Annotated in this window: 25 protein-coding genes and 1 riboswitch; of the genes, 12 read left to right on the forward strand and 13 right to left on the reverse strand. The window is 43.1% G+C overall.

All coding sequences use genetic code 11. The features are described 5' to 3' along the window. Nucleotides 1-69 precede the first annotated feature (69 nt). Entirely contained in the window at nt 70-957 is an 888-nt protein-coding gene (locus tag NDJ01_RS12540) for a DMT family transporter (protein WP_005393452.1), read from the reverse strand. Between the two features lie 110 nt (nt 958-1,067). Between NDJ01_RS12540 and NDJ01_RS12545 the strand changes: the two genes are divergently transcribed. From NDJ01_RS12545 to NDJ01_RS12565, 5 genes are all read left to right on the forward strand, one after another. Beyond that, on the forward strand, nt 1,068-1,550 hold the full coding sequence (locus NDJ01_RS12545; protein WP_046874878.1) for a MarR family winged helix-turn-helix transcriptional regulator: 483 nt from the start codon (nt 1,068-1,070) through the stop codon (nt 1,548-1,550). Nucleotides 1,551-1,574: 24 nt separating this feature from the next. Continuing rightward, entirely contained in the window at nt 1,575-1,928 is a 354-nt protein-coding gene (locus NDJ01_RS12550; RefSeq protein ID WP_005393450.1) for an MmcQ/YjbR family DNA-binding protein, read from the forward strand. Between the two features lie 77 nt (nt 1,929-2,005). Next, the gene (locus NDJ01_RS12555) at nt 2,006-2,440 is read left to right on the forward strand and encodes a DUF962 domain-containing protein (protein WP_012841889.1); all 435 of its coding nucleotides are present in this window, start codon (nt 2,006-2,008) and stop codon (nt 2,438-2,440) included. A 208-nt stretch (nt 2,441-2,648) separates the two neighbouring features. Next, nucleotides 2,649-2,960, forward strand: coding sequence for a hypothetical protein (locus NDJ01_RS12560; RefSeq protein WP_005393448.1), 312 nt, complete (start codon nt 2,649-2,651; stop codon nt 2,958-2,960). 208 nt (nt 2,961-3,168) lie between these two features. Then, nucleotides 3,169-3,783 (forward strand): sugar O-acetyltransferase, encoded by a 615-nt coding sequence (locus NDJ01_RS12565; protein ID WP_253651547.1) that lies wholly within the window; start codon nt 3,169-3,171, stop codon nt 3,781-3,783. Between the two features lie 44 nt (nt 3,784-3,827). On the opposite strand, the gene NDJ01_RS12570 is transcribed toward NDJ01_RS12565, so the two are convergent. The 7 genes from NDJ01_RS12570 to metA form a co-directional block, all read right to left on the reverse strand. Continuing rightward, complete coding sequence (locus tag NDJ01_RS12570; protein WP_258586779.1) at nt 3,828-4,919, reverse strand: outer membrane protein; 1,092 nt, start codon at nt 4,917-4,919, stop codon at nt 3,828-3,830. A gap of 1 nt (nt 4,920) precedes the next feature. Next, nucleotides 4,921-5,397, reverse strand: a complete 477-nt coding sequence (locus NDJ01_RS12575) for a hypothetical protein (protein ID WP_258586780.1) — start codon at nt 5,395-5,397, stop codon at nt 4,921-4,923. Nucleotides 5,398-5,406: 9 nt separating this feature from the next. Beyond that, nucleotides 5,407-8,574: a response regulator gene (locus NDJ01_RS12580; protein WP_374044952.1), complete on the reverse strand. Its 3,168-nt coding sequence runs from the start codon at nt 8,572-8,574 to the stop codon at nt 5,407-5,409. 157 nt (nt 8,575-8,731) lie between these two features. After that, nucleotides 8,732-10,891, reverse strand: a complete 2,160-nt coding sequence (locus tag NDJ01_RS12585) for a GGDEF domain-containing phosphodiesterase (protein ID WP_258460603.1) — start codon at nt 10,889-10,891, stop codon at nt 8,732-8,734. Then, nucleotides 10,891-11,820 (reverse strand): phosphate/phosphite/phosphonate ABC transporter substrate-binding protein, encoded by a 930-nt coding sequence (locus tag NDJ01_RS12590; RefSeq protein ID WP_104971625.1) that lies wholly within the window; start codon nt 11,818-11,820, stop codon nt 10,891-10,893. Before NDJ01_RS12590 ends, NDJ01_RS12585 begins: the two co-directional genes overlap by 1 nt. Before the next feature lie 269 nt (nt 11,821-12,089). Next, nucleotides 12,090-12,815, reverse strand: a complete 726-nt coding sequence (gene pilW / locus NDJ01_RS12595; protein WP_109168405.1) for a type IV pilus biogenesis/stability protein PilW — start codon at nt 12,813-12,815, stop codon at nt 12,090-12,092. Nucleotides 12,816-12,993: 178 nt separating this feature from the next. Then, a complete protein-coding gene (metA, locus tag NDJ01_RS12600) occupies nt 12,994-13,935 on the reverse strand; it encodes a homoserine O-succinyltransferase (RefSeq protein ID WP_006741610.1) in 942 nt (313 codons plus the stop codon). Nucleotides 13,936-14,275: 340 nt separating this feature from the next. Between metA and NDJ01_RS12605 the strand changes: the two genes are divergently transcribed. Beyond that, a complete protein-coding gene (locus NDJ01_RS12605; RefSeq protein ID WP_012841885.1) occupies nt 14,276-14,662 on the forward strand; it encodes a DUF6559 family protein in 387 nt (128 codons plus the stop codon). 173 nt (nt 14,663-14,835) lie between these two features. Beyond that, nucleotides 14,836-15,171 (forward strand): multidrug efflux SMR transporter, encoded by a 336-nt coding sequence (locus NDJ01_RS12610; protein ID WP_065646842.1) that lies wholly within the window; start codon nt 14,836-14,838, stop codon nt 15,169-15,171. A 74-nt stretch (nt 15,172-15,245) separates the two neighbouring features. Here the strand turns inward: NDJ01_RS12610 and NDJ01_RS12615 are convergent, their stop codons facing one another. Then, nucleotides 15,246-16,673 (reverse strand): APC family permease, encoded by a 1,428-nt coding sequence (locus NDJ01_RS12615; RefSeq protein WP_258586782.1) that lies wholly within the window; start codon nt 16,671-16,673, stop codon nt 15,246-15,248. A gap of 696 nt (nt 16,674-17,369) precedes the next feature. Here NDJ01_RS12615 and NDJ01_RS12620 point away from each other — a divergent pair. Beyond that, nucleotides 17,370-18,320, forward strand: coding sequence for an LpxL/LpxP family Kdo(2)-lipid IV(A) lauroyl/palmitoleoyl acyltransferase (locus NDJ01_RS12620; protein WP_258586783.1), 951 nt, complete (start codon nt 17,370-17,372; stop codon nt 18,318-18,320). Nucleotides 18,321-18,390: 70 nt separating this feature from the next. Here NDJ01_RS12620 and NDJ01_RS12625 read toward each other — a convergent pair whose 3' ends face one another. After that, nucleotides 18,391-19,863: a carboxypeptidase M32 gene (locus NDJ01_RS12625; RefSeq protein WP_258586784.1), complete on the reverse strand. Its 1,473-nt coding sequence runs from the start codon at nt 19,861-19,863 to the stop codon at nt 18,391-18,393. Nucleotides 19,864-20,086: 223 nt separating this feature from the next. Between NDJ01_RS12625 and NDJ01_RS12630 the strand changes: the two genes are divergently transcribed. Next, on the forward strand, nt 20,087-20,722 hold the full coding sequence (locus tag NDJ01_RS12630; RefSeq protein WP_005393419.1) for a LysE family translocator: 636 nt from the start codon (nt 20,087-20,089) through the stop codon (nt 20,720-20,722). Further along, nucleotides 20,722-21,288 (forward strand): threonine transporter RhtB, encoded by a 567-nt coding sequence (locus NDJ01_RS12635; protein ID WP_258586785.1) that lies wholly within the window; start codon nt 20,722-20,724, stop codon nt 21,286-21,288. The genes NDJ01_RS12630 and NDJ01_RS12635 overlap by 1 nt, the downstream gene beginning before the upstream one ends. Nucleotides 21,289-21,402: 114 nt before the next feature. On the opposite strand, the gene NDJ01_RS12640 is transcribed toward NDJ01_RS12635, so the two are convergent. Then, nucleotides 21,403-22,779: a sodium:alanine symporter family protein gene (locus NDJ01_RS12640; RefSeq protein WP_006741605.1), complete on the reverse strand. Its 1,377-nt coding sequence runs from the start codon at nt 22,777-22,779 to the stop codon at nt 21,403-21,405. Nucleotides 22,780-22,901: 122 nt separating this feature from the next. Further along, nucleotides 22,902-23,001: riboswitch (glycine riboswitch) on the reverse strand. A 528-nt stretch (nt 23,002-23,529) separates the two neighbouring features. On the opposite strand from NDJ01_RS12640, the gene NDJ01_RS12645 reads away from it, so the two are divergent. Further along, on the forward strand, nt 23,530-23,688 hold the full coding sequence (locus NDJ01_RS12645; RefSeq protein WP_005377784.1) for a hypothetical protein: 159 nt from the start codon (nt 23,530-23,532) through the stop codon (nt 23,686-23,688). A 31-nt stretch (nt 23,689-23,719) separates the two neighbouring features. Continuing rightward, entirely contained in the window at nt 23,720-24,454 is a 735-nt protein-coding gene (locus NDJ01_RS12650) for a hypothetical protein (RefSeq protein ID WP_046874891.1), read from the forward strand. A gap of 91 nt (nt 24,455-24,545) precedes the next feature. Here the strand turns inward: NDJ01_RS12650 and NDJ01_RS12655 are convergent, their stop codons facing one another. Together NDJ01_RS12655 and NDJ01_RS12660 are read right to left on the reverse strand one after the other, a co-directional pair. Then, entirely contained in the window at nt 24,546-24,929 is a 384-nt protein-coding gene (locus tag NDJ01_RS12655) for a hypothetical protein (protein ID WP_258586786.1), read from the reverse strand. Nucleotides 24,930-25,029: 100 nt separating this feature from the next. Next, nucleotides 25,030-25,395 carry a VOC family protein gene (locus NDJ01_RS12660; RefSeq protein ID WP_005393412.1) on the reverse strand — a complete coding sequence of 122 codons (366 nt, stop codon included), beginning with the start codon at nt 25,393-25,395 and terminating at the stop codon, nt 25,030-25,032. Between the last annotated feature and the right edge of the window lie 92 nt (nt 25,396-25,487).

Consider the following 25,487-nt stretch of genomic DNA (forward strand, 5'->3'; position numbering starts at 1 on the left):
CTTAGAATTCAAACGGAGTTTACAGAGAATATGAACGCCCGATTCTAGCATCGGGCGTTAGGATTTTACTTAGGAAGAAAGGGCGGCTTTTTTGGTTTTTAATGAAGCGATCAATTGAGGGAGCAATGACATAACAATCATCCCTAGCATCAAGCTGTATTGGAGAGGGGTGAAAGTCTCACCTAATAGCAGCAAACCTGACACAATGCCCGCAACGGGGTTGGCAATGCCACCAAAAGTAAAGTCAACGACCGACATACGCTGCAATAGCCAAACATACATGCCGTAGCCTAATGCAGTGTTCAGAATGATCACCCACAGCAGCCCAAGGGTGTTCGTCATTGATAAGTTTTGAATGGCTGTAACGTATGGCTCTGGATTGTTTATTGCTAGCACGCTTGTTGCGACAGACATAATCACACCACCCAAAATGAGCTGCCATGTTAATACTGTCCACCAATGCATTTTCGTTCCTAGTGATTTCGTTACGCTACTGCCTACCACAATACACATGATGGCGGAGATCATCGCCAGCAAACCCATAGGGTTGAGCGAAATAGAACTAGGATCAAATAAGAACCAAGCCAAAGCAATCAAAGTCGCTCCACTTATTGCCTGTATTGCGCTTGGCTGGCGCTTATAGACTGCCCAGCCAAACAGCATCGCAAAAACGGGCACTGATACCATACCTACACCTGAGATCGCAGAAGGAAGCGTCAACGCCATGACAAAAATGAGACCAAAGAAGCAAGCGATGTTGATAGTTCCTAAAACAAGCAGCACTTTCCATTCACTCTTTTTCGGGAAAGATGGCTTTATTGCGAGGAGCAAAAGACCCGCAGGCAATGCTCTTAGCGCACCAAGTAAAACGGGAGGCCAGTCCGGAAGCGTAAACTGAGTAACAGCATAAGTTGTCCCCCAAAAAAAAGCCGGGATCATTGCAAGCAAAATATTCATGTTAAATATCTTTACGTTGAGATAATTAATTGTAAAGATATCGGTAAGGTTACTTTTTGTAAAGTATCTTTATGTTAAAATAAAAATTAAATGACGTTTGGAGAGAAACCATGGACGCAATTGATAGAGTGGTAGAGCAGTGGGCTAAGGAGAAGCCAGAGCTCGACACTGAACCGATGGCAATTATGGGTCGGCTAATGCGAATTGCTAAGCACATGGAGTGTCGGGTCGCAGACCTACATAAGAAGTACGATCTTAAGATGGGTGAATTTGATGTGTTGGCGACACTTCGCCGAGCAGGTTCACCATACTGCCTTACTCCCTCGGCGCTAATTGATTCGATGATGCTCACTTCGGGCGCGATGACGAACCGATTAGATAAACTCGAGAAGAAAGGCTTTATTACCAGAACACACAGTAAAGAAGATAGACGCAGTGTCACCGTTGAGTTAACCGAAAAGGGCTTAACCTTAATTGACAAGTTGATCTTAGAGCATGTGGACGTTCAGCAATCGCTACTACATGGTTTAGAAGGTAGTGAGAAAGCGCAGGTTAACCAGGCGTTAAGGCTACTATTGCCTTTGTTTGAGTAAAAGATACAGGAAGGGTGGGACGGAATGAGAAGCAAAGAGTTAGAAGGTTATTTAAGTACCTTTATGTGTGCAGAGAGTGATTTCCCATTTGGGCCAGAAGCACTTGTATACAAAATCAAAGGTAAAATGTTTGCGATTATTGCAGAGAGAAACGGTCGGGAGTATGTCAGCGTAAAAGTAAAACCAGAAGATGGAGAAGTCTTAACATCGCAGTTTACGGACATCACTCCTGGTTATCACCTAAATAAGCGTCACTGGATAACGGTTTATTTTAATGGTGATGTGGAAGATGGATTGATTCAGGATTTATGTGAACGCTCTTATACTCTCGTCGTTGCCAAACTACCAAAAGTGCAACGAGCATTGCTTGGTCAGTAATAGCTATTACAGAAAAATTCGCACCTTTTCCATCCTCAAGCTATATAAGAATAAGTAGGCGGAAAAGTAGGAATGATATGCGAGCATTATCTGAATGGCTAAAAGAATATGGGGAGAGCCATCAAAACCCCATCAACCAAAAGATTCACACAATCGCAGTTCCGGGTATTTACCTATCTGTGGTCGGTCTAATTTGGTCAATTCCTCAAATCTCCATCTTGGGTTTCGAGTTTAACTGGGTCTGGATTGCTGTCATACCCGTATGGGTTTTCTATTTTCGTTTGTCTCTCAGCGTCTTTATGATGATGTTAGGGTATACATTAGCGTGCATCGGCCTGATATGGTCTTTGGAGGTATTGGCGCTGCCCGTACTGCATATTTCGATGCTCCTATTCGGTGTACTGTGGATCTTGCAGTTCATTGGTCACAAAATAGAAGGGAAGAAACCGTCTTTTTTCGAAGATTTGCAGTTTCTTCTTATTGGTCCAATTTGGGTGTTCCGAAAACATTAACTCACTCCGTAATTAACAAGCTGATATCTCCCTGTATTGCACGATCATGCTAGCGTCCATAAGGTCGTAAAATGCGCAGCATGATGTGCCGCTTTCTCATTGCCATGACAAGCATTCGCTTCTGATTCACACTATCATTAGAGTGCAGCTAAAGCCGTTACTTTGCCTGAATGTTTGTGGCTAGTGACATTGTCACTTGGGGGGATGAATGTACGACCGACAACATAAATATGCCTATTGGCGAGAAGAGCGTAAAAAAGGCAAATGGCATTACATCATGAAGTCTTTTTTTATGATTTGTTGCGCACTATTGCTTGGTAAAGTCATTGGTTTATTCATTTTTGGTGAGCTGCACTCCCTGAGTGATATTTTGGAGCAGCTGCCCGCGGATCTTTTTATCATGATGCTAGTGGGCTTCCCGGTTAGTGTTATCGGCTGGTATCACGAGGAGTCGAAGTTTTTCCGAGCGTTACGACGTAAAGAAAAGCGCTTGAAAATGAATCGAGATAAACAAAGCTAACTCTGCATCGATCTTTGTGTTATTTAATCGTCTGATTCACATATTTCTTTCAAGTTATTCGGTATTTTGCGTTAGGCCTCGCAAGCATGTCATTAAACTTATTGCAAAAAACGACATCATGCATTCTGTTAGCCAATCTTGACAGGAACTCGTATCGCGAGGTGTTCCAGCAGCCTGAAGCTACTGGGCAGATAGAACGGAGGATTTTATGGATAGTGAATCAATGCTTCATAGTCAGCAAATATATTTTTGTAATGATGAAGCGTTAGTCGAGCAGCAAACACAGTGTTTAGAAGTTCTTTACGATTACAACCAAACTCGGCCTTCTGAATCTGAAAAGCGTACAGAAATATTACGACGTTTGCTCGGCGCTGTTGGTGACAACTGCTATTTTGAGCCGCCGCTTCGGGCGAATTGGGGGAGGCATACATACGTTGGTGATAACGTGTATGCAAACTTTAACTTAACCCTAGTCGATGATACGTATATCTACATTGGCAATAGTGTCATGATTGGGCCCAATGTGACACTAGCAACGGCAGGCCATCCGGTTGAACCGGAGCTCAGAAGAGAAGTTGCGCAATTCAATATCCCTATTCATATTGGTGCTAATGTATGGATCGGCGCTAACTCAGTGGTATTGCCTGGCGTCAAGATTGGAGAAAACAGCGTAATTGGTGCTGGTAGCGTGGTAACGAAAGATATACCAAGTAATGTTGTTGCGGTAGGGAACCCGTGTCGTGTATTGCGAGAGATAGGCGAACATGACAAAGAATTCTATTACAAAGAGCGTCAAATCACGCACAACATGTATCAACGATAACAAAGGTAAATGCCCATGGTTTATACGGTGTCAGTATAGAAAAGTTAAAAAACGAAATTTAACATCAGGGTGTAAAGATTGGCGCTGTTATCTTCTGGTATCGATGAAAACGCGCCAGTATCGTTATTGTGGGCGTTAAACTTTTGCCATTCAGCATTCAGTGACACGTTATAATCTAGGTCGTATCTCACCCCAAACAGATAGCTGTCCCCATTTTTTGTATCATTGTTATTAAACTGTTGGCCGTAAACTATGTAGGGGGTCAATTTATTCACGTTGTAACTCGTTGTTGCGTACCAAGAGGAGGAAATGTTGCTGTTTTGTCCTTCAGCCATTATCACAAGGTTATCAAGCTCATACCTTACTCCTAGAGAAAACTGGTCAATCGTGTTGCCTTTTTCTTTTAGAACCAAGCGGTCAATTAACATGGCTCCCCCTTCAGGTGTGGATTGCTTGGTATTGGAGAGAACCGTAGTTTGGTCATAATCGCCATGTAGATAAGAAAAGTTCAAACGGTAGGCATTTCCGCTGAGTGTTAAGTTTATTCCGGCTGTGTTGTCTGATTCGATCTTCAGTTCAGTGTCTTCGTTGAGGGTGACATCACTGCTGTCTTTAAACCCTATAAACGGCATTGCAGTAAGCATGATTTGCTCATTGAGGTCGTGATTCCAGCGAATGGATAAACCATTGTAAGCGGTGATGCCTAATATGCTGTCATACACTTCATTTGGTGGTCGAGCTTGAGTAAAAGCGTGACCGACATAATTATACTCAGACATCAAAAACAGCGGCAGCCTCAATCGTCCCCCACGTATCTCTACATTTTTATAGGTATAAGCTAAATATGCCCACTCTAATTGGGGCGAGTTCCAATGATCTTGCGGACGCTTGACTATCTGTGCGGATGCTCGAAATGCCTTGTAAAAGTAATCAAGTTGCAGGCCGAAGGTTGTGTCACAATCGTAGCAGGCTTCATCATGAATAAAGCGGTTGACGAGAACCGTTGTGGAGTTATCCGACTTAGACCAAGATGTCGAACCAAAACCACTCAAAGACAGGTGATCTGATAACTCAATGGTGGCTAAGCTCGGAAAGGCGACAACACTCAGTGATAACATGGTCAAATATTTTTTCATATTAATCCTCCGAGCTCACCACACACAAAATACGAGCATTTCCAGGCACGCTCGACGCAGGGGCATAACCAATCCGATTGGGCTTTTCTCGCATCCACGTGATCAGCGCATCAATGCTAGAGTTTGCAATCACTTTGGGTGGTCTCGCTTTGCCTGAAAAAGACAAGCTTGCCCAGTGCGCGTTCATTTGCGCCAAGTTTTTATTGAGAAGGTAGCGATAGAACTCCGCTCTCTCCGCTGATGTCGCTGGCCAGTCAGATAGCTCAATTCTCTGCCCTTGTAAGAGTTGCGTTTTTCCTCTGTACAACTTTCGCGCTTTATTGATGGTTAGGGGCGAGAACTCATTATTAAACGAGAAAACGGCGTAGCTCTCTGCAGCAAGTACTTGACTATCTATGGGTAGAAGGAAAACAACAATGAATAGGTAGCGTTTTATGCAGCGCAAAAGAAAACAGAGGAGAGAAATGTCGCCGCTCATCATCGCTACCTATATCGCATTTTCAATCTGGTACAACAGCTTTTCTCTACGAACAGGCTTGGGTACATAAGCGTCCATGCCTGAATCGAAGCAGCGTTGAATGTCATCATCCACAACACTTGCCGTTAGCGCGATGATGGGAGTCTTCGGAAGACCCTTACTTGCTTCGTAGGCGCGTATTTGTCGCGAAGCTTCGAACCCATCCATGATCGGCATCATGCAGTCCATCAAAATGATGTCGAACCCACCGTCTTTTTGGAACATTTCGACCGCAACCTGTCCGTTTTCGGCCACTTCAAATTGATAACCAGCTTTGGATAACAGCAGCGAAGCGACTTTTTGATTTACTCTGTTATCTTCGACGAGCAAAATCCGTTCTGAGCGAATAGGCGTCACGGTCGCTTCTGATTGTTCAGCATGCGAGGTTTTTTCAGGAGTGTGAGTGGTGTTTGTTGCCAGTCGCTTTTCATCAGAAGCAATATTGGAAATGCGTAGTCCAATGGCTTTATCTAATTTCTCTTTCAACAAACCCGCTTTAAAAGGTTTGGGCACATAATCATCCATTCCAACATCAAAACACTTTTGAATGTCATCATCGACTACACTTGCTGTTAGCGCGATAATTGGGATTCTGATCGTCCGTTTTTCTTTGGCTTCAATTTGACGGATCATTTTGGTTGCTTCAAACCCATCCATCACCGGCATCATGCAATCCATTAAGATTAAGCAGTATTGATTTTGTTGAAACATATCTACGGCTTCTTCTCCGTTTACGGCGATATCAAAGTCGAAGCCCGCTTTTGTGACGTGTAATCCAGCGATTTTTTGATTGACGGTGTTGTCGTCGACCACCAAGATTTTTGGGAAAGTCTTAGCATTGGGTGTGGTCGTGTTCTCTTTGTTTACTTGAGGGAAGTTTGCAGCACAAGTTTCAAGTGCTTTTACTAAGCGCTGTCCTAAGAGGGGTTGAGTGACCAATGCACTAATGCTGTTACCAAAATCACGTTGGGCGCTATGAAGGTGTTTAATAAGACAAACTCGAACATTTTGCATGCAAAGTCTTTTCATTTCACCTAGATGTTTGGCTGCGGTATTTGGAGAAGTTTCTACGTTGATAACAATGATGCGCTCGTTATCAATCCACGTTGGCAGAGCATCCAGTGTATTTACTGATTGCTGAACATTGATGTGGAAAAAGCTCAACTCGTCACGCAGCTTTTGCTCCAAAGTAGGGTTGTTGCAAACTATCCATATATCGTTGTGATTAAGGGAGTGATAGCCATTGAACTCTTGAGTCACAATTGGAGCCGTAAGTTCGAAGAAAAATCGGCTACCTTTTCCTTTCTCGGATTCAAGCTGAATCTCACCGCCCATCAACTCTACCAGCTGCGTGCTAATTGCAAGCCCGAGCCCTGTCCCTCCAAACTGTCGGGTGGTGGAGTTATCTTCTTGGGCGAAAGGAGCAAATATCTTTTTTTGTTGCTGCTCATCAATACCGATCCCTGAGTCTTTGACTGAAAACTCGATGCTCGCTTCACCATTTTTGATTTCTCTAGTGATGACAGAGAGTTCAACGCAGCCTTGTTCGGTGAACTTTACGGCATTGGACATGAAGTTCATGATAATTTGGCGTATACGGTGATCATCCAACATAACGTGATAGGGCGTATTGCGGCTGATGCTGACTTGAACGTCGATGCCTTTTTCTTTCGCTTTCGGGGAAATAATAGAAGCAATATCGTAGATGGATTCACGAACACAGGTTGAATGAGGGCTGATAAGCAACATACCAGATTCAATTTTAGAGAAGTCCAGAACGTCATTTATTAGGCTCAACAGTAATTGCGAGGAGGTTTCTATCGTGTCGACATAATCACGCTGTGTCGCCGTTAGCGGCGTGTCTGACAAAACTTCTGAAATGCCAATAACGCCGTTTAACGGGGTTCGAATCTCATGAGACATATTCGCCAGAAAGCTACTTTTGGCTTTGCTTGCCTCGATGGCATCATCTTTCGCCTTTTCAGCATCTTCTTTAGCTTGAGTTAACTTTTGTCTTGACTGCTCACGTTCATAACTCAGTTTTTTTACCTCTTTAGCAAACTTACTGAGCTCATCTTTCCCTTTGGTCAACTCTGTCAGTGGTGAGTTTTCATTGTTGTCCTCTTCGTAAGTGTCTCGACTTAGGAATTCGAGGACTAAATTCAAGTTGCCAGTGACCTTACGCACTAACCTCAGGGTTAAACTCACGACCAGTAATGTCACGAGGCTCATTAGCGCAATGAAGCCAATGCGGTGCTGTGTTGTTTCACTGATCGTCTTGGTTATATCCTCAATAAGTTGTTGTTCCATCTGGTCATCAACGTTACGTAATAAACTTAAGCGTTTATAAAGCGCAGACAACCCGTCATCTATTTGAGCGGGGGTCAACACGCTAAGGTTTGATGGCTGCAACAAATTGGCTCGAAATGCTTGGCTTTTAACAAATACATTATCGGTAAAGGTTTCGATGAGAAGATGGACTTGCTGCTTATTCGCATTAAGTGTGACAAAACGTTCGAACAGCAGTTGTTGGTTCTGGATTAATGATTGAATACTGGCTTGGATAGCTGGATCGTAAATCTGCCCCTGCTCTGTAGATTCCACCAAGTATTTGCTGAGTCTATGCTCTTCTGTTGACCAAAACATTAACCACTCAAGCTGCATCAATGAGGAGAGGTGAGTGTTGGTTTCATAACTTACATGGCTGAAGTAGACTCTATCCAAACTCAAAAGAATCTCTTTGAATGTGTCGGCACGCCACTCAGCAGCATCTAACTTATCTTCTGTATTATTGGACGAGAGCATTGATAGTGTTGCTTCTTCGAAATTCGTGAGCTGATTTAATATATCGGCATTGTCACCAAAAACAGGTGAAGCTGTATCTTGTAAAGTTTGAACGAGTTGGCGGGTTTCTTGAGCGTTATTCGCGACCTTTGGATCGCTCGTCAAATAATACAGTGAGGAAACACGATCTATATATTGGGAGAAGAGTTGTGCTTTTTGAAGTTCTTGAGCTTGGATAGAGAGGTTTTGTACATGTTTGCCCGCCAGAAGCAATAACAATAAGATTGGTAGTAGGACCAATCCAAAAAGTTTCTGCTTTACAGACAGGTTGTTCCAAGCAAATATCCCGACCACACGCGTTTCCATATCCAAAGAGTTGATATGAAAAGTGTAGTTTACCTATCTCAAATGTTAGATTTTAAGAGGAAATTCATACTGGCGAGATGGCGAAGTGTGACCAATATTGCAGAACGAATCCCCTTTAATTCAATGAACGCGATAAATTATTCAGTTAAGCATAGCTGCTGGCGGTTGAATCATCTATTGCTTGACGTTGTTGCTCAAACTCTATGATTTCTTCTGCCGGCACCGGTCTACCCAAGAAAAAGCCTTGCACAACGTCGCAGTGAAGTGATTCCATCCTTGTTAGTTGGGTCTGGGTTTCTATGCCTTCAGCTACCACTCTCATTCTTAAGTTATGAGCCATGGATATAATCGCACGGACTAATGAATCATCTTGTTCATTTTTTTGGATTTGAGCGATAAATGAACGGTCAATTTTAAGTCCATCAAACGACATTTGTTGTAGGTAGGCGAGGGCTGAGTACCCAGTTCCAAAATCATCTAGCCACACTTCTACGCCGTTAGCTTGTAATTTTTTGAGCACGTACTGCGCTTTCTCAATATCATCAATAAACAGAGACTCTGTCACTTCAACATGAATGGTTTGAGGGGGGACTTGATATTGTTGTAAATATTTCGAAAAGAGCTGACTTAAATCTTGGCGGTAGATCTGCCTAGGAGACAAATTTAATGCGATATGAAAATCAGCAGTGAAATGACCCGCCCATTGTGCTCGCTGGCTAATTGCTGTCTCGATGAGGTATTCACCAAGCTCTAAAATTAAGTCACTTTGTTCTGCAATCGGGATAAATAATTCTGGGCTGATATAACCCTTCTCTGGGTGATTCCACCTAACCAATGCTTCGACACCAATCAACTGGTAGGTGTTGAGGTCGAACTGGGGTTGATACCAAAGCTCGAACTGAGATAAATCACGTATTGAGCGGCGCAGTTCCTTTTCTATGTATAAGCGCTGCTTCACGGTCTCATCAAACGCGGAATCGTATATCGTCATGATATCTTTGCCGCGTCGTTTAGATTCTTGCGCCGCCAATGAGGAGAGTTGTAAAAGAGACTCTGCGTTTGAGCCAAATTCCGGATACACCGCGACTCCAAGGCTTGCCGTAATTTGAATATCGTTCTCTTCCAAGTTAAAAGGAGAAAGCAATTGGCGATGAATATCGTCCGCTTTTTCTCTAGCGTGGAGGCTGTCTTTGCATGGAAAGACCAGCACAAATTCGTCAGCGCCGACTCGGCTTACGATGGTTGAAAGACGGTAAAGAGGCTGGAAGTAACTCGGCAAACGACCTTGAAGTTCTGAGGCGAGATGACCTAGCAATTTATCTCCGATGCTATGCCCGTAGTTATCGTTAATATGCTTAAAGTCATCCAGATCAATAAAAACAACCGCGAGTGAGGGAGATCTGCGGTTCGTTATTTGCTTTTGGATATCAATGAGCAACTTTTCTCGGTTAGGCAGGGAGGTAAGAATGTCGTGATACGCCATGAACTCCACCCGGCTTGTGTATCGGTTCACTTTGTTCGACATTTTGTTATACGCCGAAATAAGATCACCCACTTCATCTTTACTTTTTATATCAGTGATTGGCAGTGCTTGAGTATTTGACTCTGTAAATTGTTCTTTAAGTTGTTTGAGTGGTTTTATTAATGAGCGACCCAAAGCATACGCGATGGCACTTCCGAGCAGAACGGATATCGCACTGATCGTGAGCAGCAAGTTAAACATCTTTTGCTTATCGTTTGAGGTAAGCGCTTGTACTTGCGCAATGTTTTGTTCTTTCTCTTCTAATAGATGTGCTAGGTTCAGTTCAAGATACACAGCGCCCAGTGTGATATTCGATTGCTGAATCGGTGCCGCAATTTCTAATTGATGTTTAGAAAAAGAAATGAGAATTCTAGACTCTTCTATTGCTTTCAAAATAAAGCGAGAACGGTAATGAGGCTGGGCAAACATACTCAGCTGAGTCGTACCGTCGTGAAAGATTAGCCCTTCATTATCAACAACGTGTATCTTCGAGACATCTGGTTGGCTTAATGTCGCTTTAATTTGCTCGTACGCTTGGCTGATATTATCCGTATAGAGTGGGTCAAAAAGTTGTTTTGATAATAACTCTGCGTAAACCAATCCTTTTTGCTTGACGTAAGACTCTGTTTTTTCTTGTGAGTTCTCGGTGATTTGGCGGGTTAAGTTATTTGAGTACGTATCGTAACCATGCATATATAGTGCGAGGTTTATCACTACGACAAACAGGACAACAAAAATGGTCGAGCAAATGTATTTAGTTTCGAGTGAGAGTTTGTGGAACATCAATCCACCTTCGGTAACAAGTGAATAGATGTTCGAACGGTATTTAAGGACGCGGACATTTCTGGCGTTAGAGCGGTGATCTTTTTCGTGTTTTGGAACTGTTTAAGTGCTAGAGCACCTTGCTGAGATGTCTCCATACCGAGCAATATTGACGTGATTTTATGTTGCTGATCTTGGCTTAAGGTCGGAGAGGCGAGAATTAAGTCTCTAGGTATTTCTACCGAGCGAGCGAAAATCGTTAGTTTGTCTTTCATGCTTTCTGGAAGATCTTTAGGGTTGCTCCAATTGAAATTGCTGAACGCTCCTGCTGCGACTCTCTGCTTATACACCCATACTGAAAGGTTGATTTCATTCGATTGAGCCAAGTGCTCGTCAAGGAATAAATATCCAATACTGTCTTTGGCTGGTTTGTCATCGGAGGAGGGGAGGTATTCTAATTTCTCCCCTTGATTAAGCAGTGTAATAGCGGGTAAGTAATAGCTGCTGGTGGATGTACGCTTTTCAAAAACAAGTGTTTTTCCGCGCAGGTCAGAAATCGACTCGATACCACTCTCTTTGTGGGTAAAGAATACCGTATGATATTTTTGTAAACCTTTTTTCCAGCGTATGGCAATGGCTTGGCTACCAGACTCTGCCTCGAGGGTCATTGCATTGAAGGGGGTGGCTGTTGCAATTTGAACGGTGCCATTTTCAAGTGCCACCGCGAGCTGGCGATAATTTTTAAATACTTTTACAGCACCCTTGGTGTATCCGTATTCAGCCAAACCATTGGTCACGTACTGCGTGAAAGGCGTCGACTTTTTGATTTTGCTTTGAGCTTTATTGGAAACAATGCCAAACGTGAATGTTTTTTCAATATTTTCTTGTGCACTGACGACAAAAGGCGAACTCAGCAAAGTGAGTGATAACAGAGTGCAGGCAGGTTTCATCCGGCTTCAACTTCCTTCTGGTGCATGTCAGTAATATTTAGCATTTATCAATGCGCCCCAAATCAATAGTAGAAACAGTATGATGTACAAATTTCGTTTTACTAGCGCACTTTTATAATGTGACTTGGTCACTTATTCCGTTCAAATAGTACCGAATTTGAAGTTTATGTACAGGATGAATGTGTCACCGTGGGTTTTAATTCACTGGATTCTTAGTCAAGTTCAGTAGTGTCTGTGAGCGAGTACACCTTCTTTATCATGATGTCGTGTTAAGAAAATATCTCCAATTGCTTTTGATATTTTTTCTCGAGTGCTTCATTACCTGCTGCACGTTCAAGTTGAATCATGAGCTGTAAAGAGGGTTTCTTAACGCCATACATTTGATTAAATCTCATTAATCGAATTCTGGCTTCAGTGTAATTGCCGCTATCAATTTCTAGCTTGGCTAGCTGCAAAATAGATTTTGGCCTATGAGGGTCATGATCAATAGCTCGGGCGAAGTAGTATTTCGCTTTGTCTTTATCTTGTGACTTCAACGCGCAAAATGCGGCGTTTTCATAACTGGCCGGAATGAGATAGTAATAAGGTTGCTCAATGGCTCGATTAAACATTTGATCGGCTTTCTCGAAGTCACCCCGCTTGCAAAGAAAGGTGCCGTAGTTATTGAGCACGTTACCGTTTTTGGTGTGTTGGCGTAGAGAGCGTTTATACATTTGCTCGGCTTTAGCATCTTCACCAACCGTTTCATAGTAGTGAGCCATCGATAACTGAGCACGATAGTATTGAGGTGCGTGGGTTAAGGCTTGTTGCAAGTTATCATGCGCGCGAATCATATTGCCGCCTTCTAAATAACCTAGGCCAAGTGCGATACGTGATTCTGCCATTGCTACAGGATCGGCTTTAACGACAGGGCTACCATCTTCTTTCACCGTCACGCAGCCCACAAGTGCAAACTGAGAGATTAATAGTAGTGCACCGAGCTTTGTTGTTTTCATTCTTTGTCCCTACATCCCTGAATCTCCCAGCATGATATGAATTACGTAGCAAAAGCCTATTGAGGAAAAAACACTATGCGATCAGGTTTGCAAACTGGTATGAAAAAGCCGCCATATGGCGGCTTGGTTCACATATTACATTTAGGCATCATAAGCGCTTTGTTTGCGTGCTTTGAGGTTAATCGTCTTTAGTAAAAGCGTCTTCACTGAAGTGATCAAGATCATAAGGTGTTTGCTGGTAAACGCAGTAGTTCAGCCAGTTTAAAAAGAGGAGATGTCCATGACTTCTCCAACTGGCAATTGGTGGATTATCAGGATTGTTGTTTGGATAGTAGTTGACGGGAATGGCTGGTTCCATGCCTTCGCTTAAATCGCGGATATATTCGTTATGTAAGGTATGCGAATCGTATTCAGGATGCCCAGTAACAAACACATTTCTCTTGTCTTTTGTTGTCGCTAAATAAACACCTGCAACATCCGATGTGGCTAGGATGTCTAAGTCGGTATGTTCTTCTAAAAAGTGAGGTGAAAAGTCGGCATAGCGTGAATGAGGCGCTAAAAATGTGTCATCAAACCCACGTAACATAGGATGGAATTGATGATGAATCTGGTGATGGTACACGCCTGAAAGTTTCTCTTTACGCGTTTTTTTAGGTAGATCGTAGAGCAACTTCAGCCCTGCTTGTGCTGCCCAGCAGACATAAAGAGTCGATGTCACATGATCTTTTGCCCATTCCATGATGGTTTTTAGGTGGTCCCAATAAATGACATCTTCAAATTGAACCAAACCTAGTGGGGCACCAGTAATGATCATGCCATCGAAATTTTTATCTCTCACCATTTCAAATTGACGATAAAAAGTATCCAAATGTTCGGTTGGCGTATTTTTGCTTGGGCGGTTATCAATGCGCAATAACTCGACATTGACTTGTAATGGGCTGTTTGAGAGTAGACGCAAAAACTGAGTTTCAGTTTCTATTTTTTTGGGCATCAGATTCAGGATCAGCACTCGTAAAGGACGTATTTCCTGACTCGCAGCACGCGTTTCACTCATTACGAAGATGTTCTCTGTCCTTAGCACATCGGTGGCTGGTAATTGATCTGGAATTCTAATTGGCACGACTTTCTCTCCCTCAGTATAGTCAATCTAGACGTCTATACTTCTAAAGCTAACTTAATTAAGTTTAGATGTCGATACGAAATATGACTTTTCAATCTACTCTTTACATTATGGTAAACCGAGCTCGAAGCTGTCACACAATTGTGACTAGAGCGGAGTTTCTGATGAGATATGTTTGAAACGCTGGTCGTACTATTTGCTGGTAATTATGTGATCACGTTAATATGCGAAAGTGACTTCGTTGTAAGGAAGTCTCAGATTAATGAGCCATACTAAAAACAATCAGCTCACCAATATGCATTAAAGTGTGTATTTGGAAACATCGTCAGTGGAGGACATTATGTTCGGTATTTTTAAAAGAAAGACAAAAATTCAGAGCATCGCTCAAGAGGTTCCTAGCGTACTATTGCGCCTGTTTGGCGATAAAGACACTTATACGCCGAAAGAAATTGATCAAGCCCTTCAAGAGCTTGGTCATGATAAGAGCAAGGATCTAAGTCATTATCAGTATGCCTATGGAATGTTTGCCAATGAAGCTTCTTACGAGCAGCTAGGGCTGACGGATGAGTTAGGTAATTATGGTCACTTTCAACGAGAAGTGGGCAAGATGCTACTCAATACACCAGAGCCAATTGATATGCACATCTACTTTGAAATTGCTCGGCAGCACCAAAAAGCAGGCCTGTCGCTTACTCATCAAGAAGTGAGTGAAAGCGATGGCGTGTGAATGTCTCTATACCCAAGTGATCACGCTGTGAATCCTGCATTTTGAAGCTGCTTGAGTAAGAGGTATTCCATCGAGAGATGAGTTGGGTATAATGCGCGACCTAATTATCCGGACGTGTTGTCGGTTACATTTCTGTTGAGCGTTAATGCCTTATGTTCAAAATGCTTGTCTCTATGCCGCCAATGTTGGCGCTGTCGATCGCGATTGTATGTGAAGTGATTGCCACTTCCTATATTCCCAAAACAGAGCAATTTACGAAAATGATGCCGAGTACAGTCGTTCTGATTGGTTACGGCATTGCTTTCTTCTTGCTTTCCGTCACGGTAAAAACGATGCCTGTTGGGGTTGTTTACGCCATATGGAGTGGGGCGGGTATTGTTTTAGTTGCGACGGTTGGCTACTTTGTTTATGGACAGCGGCTAGATTTGCCGGCGCTTGTTGGCATTGGGTTTATCCTCACTGGTGTGATGATTGTTAACCTGTTATCCAAGACTGTAGGACACGGATAACTAACACAACTTGTGATGCCAAATAAAAAGCCGTAGCGAGAAATTGCTGCGGCTTTTTAATGTCAATCCAATAGTTAACTTACCAGTATCTCAAGCATTTTGCTTTGTTGACGATGTTTTCGATTGCGATACATCACGGCGGCGAACGCTGGGAGGCTAAATGTGATAAATCCTAATATCAGTGCATATGCACCAGTTTTTGCGCTAATTCCTGCTGGCACGTCAAAAGATACAACAACAGTCACCAAACAACTCATTAAGCCTAACCCAGCCACTAAACACATTCCTATTTTTCCGCCCGCAACTCGAAATGGGCGCTCAATTTCTGCGTGTTTGTAGCGTGAGACCAAAAAGCTAACAAAAATACAGATGTACATCACCATATAGAGCTGAGTCATCAGGATATTCAATAGCCACATGCCTTGATTGACGTTTGGAACAAAAATGAAAACCAAAGAGAGCACGCTAACAATCGCGCCTTGCAAGAGCAACAATGAGACGGGGGCTTGGTTGCGGTTTTCTTTTGCGAGCGACATCGGCATGAAACTATCTTTTGCGGCAACATGCAGACTTTTCGTTGGGGCGATTATCCAGTTATTCAGGCTTGCAAGCGTGCCAAAAACAATAGCAAGGGCAATGACAGGCAGCAGGAATGAGAGGTGCAGATCATCAAAAAAAGCTTTGAAGGCAAGCATCACTCCTTCACTCAAACTAGAATGGTCACTTGAAACGACCGAAGAAATAGACAGTGAGCACGCCGTCAGAGAAACCAAGATTAAGATTGTGGAGATCAGCAGAGCTTTGGGATAGGCTTTTTGCGGATTTTCGACTTCGCTTGCATAAGAGGTCGTGATTTCAAGGCCTGTAAGTGACAGAACTACCGCAGTAAAACCAGCTCCGATCCCATCTTGAGAAAGGTCCGGCAACCAGTCAGATACGTGGCGAAGCGAGATATGAGACTCACCAGGATGGGTATACGCCCAGTACCCGCCTAATCCGATAATCAATAGAATCGGAAATATCAAACCTAGGGTGCCGAATACATTTGTAATCAGGGAAGAGAGGCGCAAGCCAAAGATATTAACTAAAGTTAACGCCCAAAAAATCACATTAATCATCACCAACATAAACATGTTGTTTTGCGCCAGGTCTGGGAAAAAAGGGTAGGCCCCCGTTGCAACAATGAATGAAATTAACGGTGGATAGTAAACAATATTTTCAGCGTATTGATACCACACGGTGGCAAAGCCAAAGTTTGGCCCTAGTGTTTCTTTGCCCCAAAGATATACACCACCTTGCTTTGGATAAGTGGTACTTAGCTCAGCACACACTAGCGCTGTAGGGACAAAAAAACAGAGTCCAGCAAGTAAGAAGAAAGAAATGGCATGGCTACCAAACAAAGCCGCCCCAGGAATGTTCCTTATGCTGTCGACCGAAGTTACGCTGATCATGATGATAGAGAAAACACTCAATTTAACGGCGGATTTAACGATATTGCTCATTCGATACCTTTAATGGATGAGCGCACAACTTCTAGGTTGTAAAAGTAGCGTGCTACAAGTAAGACTCGCGTATTGTAGATTCCTCATAAATAGTGGGTATATAGCGAAAAACGGTATGTATTTATCCGAAAATGAGCTGAAAACAACGCGCTTTATTTCCATGGGATATAAACGAGTGATATGTCGGATAAATAAACACTTATAGCGATAAATTAGAACCTTTAGGTAAAGGTTTGACTTTCCCCTAAGGTCAAGGAGTACATTAACGCCATATCGAAATGAAACGATGGAGAAACACAATGGGATGCTGTAACCAAGCGCCAAAAGGTGGCACCGGAAAGTTGTCTTACTTGTTCAGGGTAATGGTTATCATGTTTATTGTTATTTTCATGATAGCTGCATTATGGGGTTAAAAAAACACCATTATCTAGCGCATTGAAAACACAAAGTTATGTTTGTCCAAACTTTATGAAAGTGTGGTAGATTAATCACTCCAATCGATGTTAACGTGGTGATTCATCTTTGCTGCTTTTTCATCCCCCTACATATTTCTGCAAAGTTCTTATTGTGTAGTGTGTCGAAGAACCATAGAATCCGCGCGCTTTAATTTATGTTATTAGCGCTATCAATGATAAAAGTGCAGTCCATTATCATTGTTTTTATCACTTATAGATGGGCACATCTGACAATACTCACATGAATAAATACCAAAAGCCTGAATTCAAGGCTGAATTTCTTTTGCCTCGTTACTGGGGAACCTTAATTATCATCAGCGTGATGTACTTACTCAGTCTTCTTCCTTTCAAAGTTCAGTTAGCATTAGGACGTGGCATTGGCCGTTTAGCCATGCGAATCATGAAAAAACGTCAAGTTACGATTAGACGCAATCTTGAGCTTTGCTTTCCTCAGATGGAAGAATGCCAACGCGAAGCAATTTTAAAAGACAATATCGACAATACAGGTATTGCGCTATTTGAGACGGCGATGGCATGGTTTTGGTCTGATAAACGGGTAAACAAACACGTTACGATAAAAGGAATGGAGCACCTCGAGGTTTTAGAAAAATCAGGCAAAGGGGCATTAATGTTGGCCGTACACTCGATGAACTTAGAGTTAGGTGCTCGTGCTTTTGGCATTAAAAAGTCTGGAACTGGTGTTTATCGCCCAAACAACAATCCGTGTTTTGATTACTTTCAATACAAGGGTCGTTCTCGCTCTAATCGTACGCTTATTGATCGCAAGAACGTTAAAGCCATGCTTGAAGCGCTTAGAACGGGTAAGCGGGTCTGGTATGCACCGGATCATGATTATGGAAACCGACGCTCAACGTTTGCGCCATTATTTGCCGTTAAAAATGCTTGCACGACGACAGGTACAAGTCTGCTGGTTGATTCGACAGATTGTGCCATCGTGCCTTTTACGATGGTAAGAGAAAAGGACGGACACTATACCTTGACGATTAGTGCGCCAGTCGACGGTTTCCCGAAAGAAGATCCTCAAGGTGCGGCAGTTTTCGTGAATAAGATAGTTGAAACGTCCATCATGGCAAGTCCGAGCCAATATATGTGGCTGCACCGTCGGTTTAAAACCAGACCTGAAGGCGAGGATTGTTTGTACAAGCCTAGACTTATCCCTAGCTTGGCATAGCATAGAAAGAGCTTAAAAAAGCCCAAGGAACATACGAACCTTGGGCTTTTACGTTCTATTCTTTTTCTATTTACAGGTAGCGGCCTTTTAGGTGCGCTTGGAAGTGCTTAGCATTTAGTGTTTCACCCGTTGCGTCTCTTACGAGATCATCTGTTGTTAATACGCTGCCTTTACTCCAGATGTTCTTCGACAGCCAATCGAATATCGGCGTCAGATCGCCAGAGCGAATAACCGCGTCCACGTCTACCGTTTGCTTCATTGCGGCCATGAATTGGGCTGCGTACATCGCACCGAGAGTGTAGGACGGGAAATATCCAAAACTTCCATCCGTCCAATGAATGTCCTGCATACAACCGTTTTTGAAATTCCCTTCCGTTGAGAGCCCCAAATACGCTTTCATTTTTTCGTTCCAGAGCTCTGGTACGTCTGTATGCTTGATGGCACCGTTCATAAGATCACGTTCAATCTCATATCGAAGAATAACGTGGGCAGGGTATGTTAATTCGTCCGCATCTACGCGAATAAAGCCTTTCTCTACGCGAGTGTAGATTTTGGCTAGATTGTCTTTTTCAAATTCATCCCCAGAAAAATGCTTGGAAGCCATGTGAGCAAGGTGGTCGATAAATGCGTTGTTTCGTCCTATTTGCATTTCAAAGAAGAGCGATTGTGACTCATGAATTCCCATAGAGCGGGCTTGACCAGCTGGCGTTCCTGCTAAATTTTTTGGTAGCCCTTGCTCGTATCGGGCATGGCCAGTTTCGTGGACGATCCCCATCAATGATTGGACAAACTCGCTTTCATCATAACGTGTTGTAATACGCACATCTGTTGGCACACCGCCACAAAATGGGTGGACACTTTCATCAAGCCGACCGTGTTCAAAATCGAATTGAAGTAGCTTCATGACTTCCAGTCCCAGCGCTTTTTGTTTTCCCGCAGGGTAGTGCGCAGTTGGCAATAAGATGTTGTCTGATTGCTGTTTTTCAAGCGCTTCGTCTATCAAGGAAGGTAGCCACGTTTTTACGTCAGCAAAAAGCGTGTCTAACGATGCAGACGTTGTGCCTGGTTCATAAATATCTAGCATGGCATCGTAAGGCGTTGTGCCGTTTGCTTCGGCTCTAATTTGCGCTTCTTCTTGCGATAGTTTGACGACTTCTGCCCAGTTCTTTTCAAAGCCAGACCAGTCGTTTTCTCCGCGTTGCGTACGCCATGCATGTTCACATTTGGAGCCAGCAAGAGATTGAGCTTGAACTAATGATTCTGGTAGCAAGTTAGCTTGTTGCCATTCACGTTTCATTTCTCGTAGGATGGACTTTTCACTTGCAGATAGCGTCTCTTCTTCTGCCTGAGCGAAAAGTTCGCCCAAGTGTGGCTGAGTCATCAATGAGTGGATGTGTACATCAAGCTCTGCCATAGCATTGGAGCGCGCTTCAGCGCCACCAGATGGCATGACCGCTGCTTGGTCCCAACCTATGATGGCAGAGAGGTGCTCAAAATTTGCCACTTTTTTGGAATGTTCAATGAGTTTTGTAAATGCTTTCATGTGACTACTCTTATTCTTTTGTTCTTTCCCTAAACACCCTATAACGGGTCCTTTACGTCGAGTTGCACGAAACAACCTGCGTTAATTTACTAATAATTAACAATTAATCGTCACTCATTGTCCATAAATTCACTCAGTTGTATAGCTCTCTTAAAAAAGAAGCTTGCGAATCTCGTGGATTGACGGTATTGATGACGGATTAACAATTAATTATCACGATAATATGGATATCTTGAATTTTGAGGCATTTATTATTGCCATCACTATTTTAACGCTAACGCCGGGTTTAGATACGGCCCTTGTTATCCGTAATACCAGTCGCGCGGGTTTAAAAGACGGATGTACAACCAGTTTAGGGATTTGCTTTGGCTTATTTGTGCATGCTTTCTTTTCAGCGGTTGGTATTTCGGCCATTCTGGCGCAATCTGCAGAGTTGTTCCAAATCGTAAAAATGATTGGTGCAGCTTATCTTATTTGGCTTGGTCTGAGCAGTTTAAAAGCCCTGATGTCGTCGAAGAATGGTTTGTCAGTGACTGAGCAGGTTCATGAAGTGTTTAATGGCAAACGCTCTTTTAGAGAGGGCTTTCTTTCTAACGTCTTGAACCCAAAAACGGCAGTTTTCTACTTGGCGTTCTTGCCACAGTTTGTGAATCCAGAAGGTTCTCCTTTGCTTCAATCAATGATGATGGCATCCGTGCACTTTATTATTGCGATGGTTTGGCAGTGTGGTTTGGCTGGCGCACTTAACTCAGCTAAGAGCCTGTTAAAGAATGCAAGCTTTATGAAGTGGATGGAAGGGGCGACGGGCGCTGTCTTAGTCGCACTTGGCGTAAAGTTATTGATTGAAAAGCCCGTGTAATGCGCAATATTTACCACCTTTTGATATTGCTCGTTGTGTTTATTACTGGCGTGGTTGGTGCCATTGTTTGGCAGACATGGCCACAGGTACAGTTTGCGCAACGTGGCATGACCTGGTCTTGGCACTGGGGCTATTTCGAGCCATTTTCCAATGGAATACAACAGACGCGAACTCAAGACACGAAACAGCTATTACTTCGACGTGTGTATATGAATGACGGTATTGTCGTTTTTGTCTCGACAACAATGGACAATAAATTTGAAGTTGATGTTGTAAAAGAGCAAAGCTGCAAACCTAAAACGACAACTTGGGCTTCAGTATCCGTCAACCATCAACGCATGAGACATGTGCCGATGGTTTGTGATGCACTGGGGCAGAGCTACTTTTATCGCTACATCGGGAAGCATCTTGAATCGATTGAAGTTGGGGTTGGAGATTCGTTCGTAACAGAGGCGTTTTCAGACTGGCCGCTATCAGAGCTGAAGTCGGATCAATTCAAGCAAAAAAATGCGAAGTTTTTTCAAGAACGTGGAGAAAAGGTTGAGCATCAATGGTTGAGAGATTAACCGCTTAACTTAAGATAAAATAAAGCCCGCTGAATACCAGCGGGCTTTATGTTTTTACCATTTCCAATTTACTTTCAGCGATTGACGGTTCATTACTGAACACTTGTCATGTCACTAAGCTTTTACTGCTTCAATTTCATCAGATTGCGATGCTGAGCTAAAGAACAGCTTGGTTTCTGCCAGCACGACGTGACGCAGTGCGATCAAACCGATTAGGTTAGGAATCGCCATCAGACCATTTACGATATCGGCGAGTAGCCAAATCATGTCTAGATGGAGGAACGCGCCTGATGCCACCAAACCAACGAAAATCAGCTTATAAGGAAGCACCGCTTTTGTACCAAAGAGGAACACAACGCAACGCTCACCGTAGTAGTTCCATCCAAGAATGGTTGTGAATGCAAAAAACATCAAACCAATTGACACCAGCATTGGGCCAAATGTATCCGCATTCAAACCTACTGCAAAGGCATGAGTCGTCATTGCTGCACCAGAAAAGTCGCTTTGCCATGCGCCAGTAAGGATCAAGGCTAGGCCCGTCATGGTACAAATAATGATGGTATCAAAGAAGGTACCTGTCATTGAAATCAGGCCTTGTTTCACACAAGAGTCTGTTTTCGCTGCCGCTGCTGCCATAGGCGCGCTACCCAAACCAGATTCGTTTGAGAATACGCCACGAGCGATACCTGATTGGATCGCCAGCATGATACTTGCACCTAAGAAACCGCCAGTCGCTGCTGTTGATGTAAATGCTGATACCAACACTAATTCAACGGCGTTGAACAATTGGTCTGCATTCATGATGATCACGCTTAAACACGCCAACACGTAAAATACAGCCATGGTAGGAACCACTTTTCCTGCAACGTTAGCAATGGATTTGATGCCACCCAAAGTCACGAAAGCAACCAAAAGAGTCAGTACAAAGGCAGAGAGCTCACGGTCAACACCGAGAGATATCTCACTTGCATCCAGAATCGCGTTTACTTGTGGAAACGTACCAATACCAAAACAAGCAACACCCAAAGCAAACACTGCAAACATGATCGCGAGGGCTTTTGAGCCAACACCGTATTGCAGATAGTACATTGGGCCACCAATCATTTGGCCTTTATCATCGACTCTTCGGTATTTAACCGCTAACAAACATTCGGCGTATTTAGTCGCCATTCCGAAAAGGGCGGCGAGCCACATCCAGAATAGGGCACCTGGTCCACCAAGTTTGATCGCGGTGGCAACACCAACAATGTTACCAGTACCAATCGTTGCTGAGAGCGCAGTACAAAGTGCTGCAAAGCTAGAAACGTCACCTTGTTTATCAGATGACTTATCTTTACTGAATACCATCGCTAGCGCTGTTGGGAGATGTTTAAACTGGATCAAGCCGAGGCTAAAAGTGAAGTAAACACCGGTACCCACTAGCAAAATAAGCAGTGGTGGACCCCAGACAAAATTATCGATGGTTTGTAGTAAAGATTGTAGGTCGTTCATGATTTCCCCTTAATAAAACAACTAATAAGGAGAAGAGGGAAAGGACGAGATCAACGATCTCTAAAAGAACTAAGCTATTGGTTGTAGGCGGGAAGGCCAAGCAAAATAGTTAGGTTGTAACTTTCCACTCCTCTGTCCTTTTGCCTGAGAGTTTCACCTTGCGTGAGTGCAAGACTTGCTCCTTCGGCGACCGATTTAACGGTTCTCTCCAGAGGTTCCTCCAACTACAGTCCCCGCTACCTAGGTAGCACCTGAAATAGTTAATTCTTCGGCGAGTTATGCTAATCAAATGTTAAAATTTGATTAATAACCACTCTCCTGCAGTCTTCATCGGAACAATTACTCAATTAAATGAGTAAAGGTTAGCTAATGATGCTGGTCATCATTAGCGTGTGAACTCTATCATGTTTTTGGTCCATTTCAACACCCTATGTCAATTTATTTTCAACGAAATAACCCCACTTATTTTCACGAAGCTATGTTTACCAAGTTTTTTGTGTGAGCAACTGCATAAACAAAACTCATTGGGCTAGGGAATAGAACCAAGAACACACTTCAGAACGATAAATGTGTTTCGATTATTACGACATAAGTTATTCAATTAAGGACACAAATTTGATTAAAATCGGAGCACTTATTTTAAAATCTACGCTAAGTTGACCTTATGGGGCGTATAAATGAGTTACAATAAATCTTTGTGAAACCGTCTATGGACCTAGGCAGTTTTTCATGAGTGGACAAGGAGGCGGTATGACCAGATTATTAGCCATTGCGGTGTTGATTGCAGTAGCATTTGTGCTGTTTCGTTATCGAACCAATGAAAAAGTCCAAAAAGCGACCGTTATAACATTAATTGGCGCCTTTCTGATTTATACAGCATCGATTATGTTTGCGGAATTGATCCGCTAGCAAAGTAAAAGAGTCCTTGGAGTAGTATACGGTGAGTTCTCAGAACAAGATGGAAGAACAAGACGACGTTGTTGTCATTGAAGAGCGTGACAAACGTACTCATATCTATATCGCGATTGCTGCGGTATTAGGCTTAGCATTTGGTGGCCTTGTTGGATCGATTGTCACTGCGAACAAGTGGGAATCGACTTATCATGTGCTAGAAGAAAAATACCAAGCGTTGACGCAAGATAAAACGCAGTTGGTGTCTCAAGTAAAAGTGCGCGAAGAAGCGCTCGACCAAGAAATACAAGATAAAGTCACTGAACTGCTCGCAGCGAAAGATGAAGCGCACGAGAAAGCGCTTAAGAAGTTACAAAAGCAATTGACTGAGGTCGAGAAAGTTAACCTGTCGCTAGAGTCTCAATTGAAACAACAGGCAGATAAGATCAATACGACAAAATCAGAAAATGAGAAGCTGAGTCGTCAAGCGGATATGCAAGCGACTATCTTTGAACGATCGCGCGAGGTGTTTCAAAAAGAGCTGAAAATTTCGCAAGAATTGGAGTCTCTAGAGAAAGAAAGGGCGAAACTATTGCCTAAGATCGAGAAACTCAAAAAAGAGTGTGATGTGTTTTTGGAAGGTAAATCTTGGGACGTGAAATCGGACGCGTGTGATAAACACGATGAAGCCAATTCACGACTAAGTCAGGTCGATCAAATGATTGAAGTTTATAAAATGGATCTCAAGCAAATCAAAGCAATAACTGAAGATATCGGCCTTTAGATCTTTTATACCTGATTTTGGAAAGTAAAAGGAGCTCTTTAAGAGCTCCTTTTTCGTTGCTAGCTTTAAACTCGGGAGCTAGCGTTTATTCTTAGATACGCGAGGCGTCATAGCCTGAAGCAAGCAGCAATTCTCGCTCATGTTTAATCAGTTGGGCGCGATCTTCAATCAGTTCATTGAGAGCTAGTGAGGGCTTGCCTGCTAAAGTCTTGAACGACTCAAAAGATTCCGCGGTGTCGATTTTTTCAATCATCTGACTGATGACATTACGAGCCTCACACGGGTTACTCGTAGTGGTAAAGTATTCCACTTGCTTTGCTGCCGATTTCATCTCTGTCAACAGCTCAAGTGGGCTGCTCTCTTTTGCTACCGCCATGTAGTTATCCAGCACGCGCTTTGCATAAAGCAGTTCTTTGAGGGGGATATCTCTTCCACTCTCGATTAGAGATTCGCTAAGGATCATACTTGAGCTCATGGGCATTCCTTCTTATATACTACGCAGCTTTTGATGTTTCCCTGAGTCTAATTTATTGAAGTCACATTGGGAATGGGTAAAAAGCATTTTTAACGCATTTTTATTCACTAATAAAAACGCGAATGCGATGTTTATCCGGATCGGTAGCCACAAAATTTAAGCCATACACCGAAGTCATTGGTGGTTGAGCAAACTCAACGCCCATGTTTTTCCAACTGTTGTAAACGTGCTCTAACGTATGGCGGTTGCGCACTGCAAATGATAACTCGGTGCCACCACCTTTGATGTCGCTGGAAGGGGAAAGAACATCACTTTGCTTGAGTGTCAGTTTTAAGCCATTTGCGAGTGGCATAGAAGCAAATGTTGGAGACAAAAACGTGACCTCACAATCAAACAGTTTCGAGTAAAAAGCTTGGCTTACGTGGATGTCCTCAACATAGAGGACGAATGAATTGATAGTTAGCATGGTCTGTTTCTCAATTTACTAGAAGTATGAGGTTGAATCTAACGGAAGGGTAAGACAGGCTTTGTCAGTAGACCAAGTTAAAGTACCTTGTT

It is taken from the genome of Vibrio sp. HS-50-1 (genome assembly GCF_024747315.1).
GTDB lineage: Bacteria > Pseudomonadota > Gammaproteobacteria > Enterobacterales > Vibrionaceae > Vibrio > Vibrio diabolicus.

Excerpts from the sequence above, each read along its gene's own strand:
- NDJ01_RS12590 (WP_104971625.1), bottom strand. The coding sequence starts at position 11,820 with ATGAAACCTGCCTGCACTCTGTTATCACTCACTTTGCTGAGTTCGCCT.
- NDJ01_RS12625 (WP_258586784.1), bottom strand. The coding sequence starts at position 19,863 with ATGAAAGCATTTACAAAACTCATTGAACATTCCAAAAAAGTGGCAAAT.
- NDJ01_RS12575 (WP_258586780.1), bottom strand. The coding sequence starts at position 5,397 with ATGAGCGGCGACATTTCTCTCCTCTGTTTTCTTTTGCGCTGCATAAAA.
- NDJ01_RS12635 (WP_258586785.1), top strand. The coding sequence starts at position 20,722 with ATGCGCAATATTTACCACCTTTTGATATTGCTCGTTGTGTTTATTACT.
- NDJ01_RS12560 (WP_005393448.1), top strand. The coding sequence starts at position 2,649 with ATGTACGACCGACAACATAAATATGCCTATTGGCGAGAAGAGCGTAAA.
- NDJ01_RS12540 (WP_005393452.1), bottom strand. The coding sequence starts at position 957 with ATGAATATTTTGCTTGCAATGATCCCGGCTTTTTTTTGGGGGACAACT.
- NDJ01_RS12655 (WP_258586786.1), bottom strand. The coding sequence starts at position 24,929 with ATGAGCTCAAGTATGATCCTTAGCGAATCTCTAATCGAGAGTGGAAGA.
- pilW (WP_109168405.1), bottom strand. The coding sequence starts at position 12,815 with ATGAAAACAACAAAGCTCGGTGCACTACTATTAATCTCTCAGTTTGCA.
- NDJ01_RS12605 (WP_012841885.1), top strand. The coding sequence starts at position 14,276 with ATGTTCGGTATTTTTAAAAGAAAGACAAAAATTCAGAGCATCGCTCAA.
- NDJ01_RS12620 (WP_258586783.1), top strand. The coding sequence starts at position 17,370 with ATGAATAAATACCAAAAGCCTGAATTCAAGGCTGAATTTCTTTTGCCT.
- NDJ01_RS12640 (WP_006741605.1), bottom strand. The coding sequence starts at position 22,779 with ATGAACGACCTACAATCTTTACTACAAACCATCGATAATTTTGTCTGG.
- NDJ01_RS12660 (WP_005393412.1), bottom strand. The coding sequence starts at position 25,395 with ATGCTAACTATCAATTCATTCGTCCTCTATGTTGAGGACATCCACGTA.
- NDJ01_RS12570 (WP_258586779.1), bottom strand. The coding sequence starts at position 4,919 with ATGAAAAAATATTTGACCATGTTATCACTGAGTGTTGTCGCCTTTCCG.
- NDJ01_RS12630 (WP_005393419.1), top strand. The coding sequence starts at position 20,087 with ATGGATATCTTGAATTTTGAGGCATTTATTATTGCCATCACTATTTTA.
- NDJ01_RS12565 (WP_253651547.1), top strand. The coding sequence starts at position 3,169 with ATGGATAGTGAATCAATGCTTCATAGTCAGCAAATATATTTTTGTAAT.
- NDJ01_RS12550 (WP_005393450.1), top strand. The coding sequence starts at position 1,575 with ATGAGAAGCAAAGAGTTAGAAGGTTATTTAAGTACCTTTATGTGTGCA.
- NDJ01_RS12545 (WP_046874878.1), top strand. The coding sequence starts at position 1,068 with ATGGACGCAATTGATAGAGTGGTAGAGCAGTGGGCTAAGGAGAAGCCA.
- NDJ01_RS12585 (WP_258460603.1), bottom strand. The coding sequence starts at position 10,891 with ATGTTCCACAAACTCTCACTCGAAACTAAATACATTTGCTCGACCATT.
- NDJ01_RS12610 (WP_065646842.1), top strand. The coding sequence starts at position 14,836 with ATGCCGCCAATGTTGGCGCTGTCGATCGCGATTGTATGTGAAGTGATT.
- NDJ01_RS12615 (WP_258586782.1), bottom strand. The coding sequence starts at position 16,673 with ATGAGCAATATCGTTAAATCCGCCGTTAAATTGAGTGTTTTCTCTATC.
- NDJ01_RS12645 (WP_005377784.1), top strand. The coding sequence starts at position 23,530 with ATGACCAGATTATTAGCCATTGCGGTGTTGATTGCAGTAGCATTTGTG.
- NDJ01_RS12555 (WP_012841889.1), top strand. The coding sequence starts at position 2,006 with ATGCGAGCATTATCTGAATGGCTAAAAGAATATGGGGAGAGCCATCAA.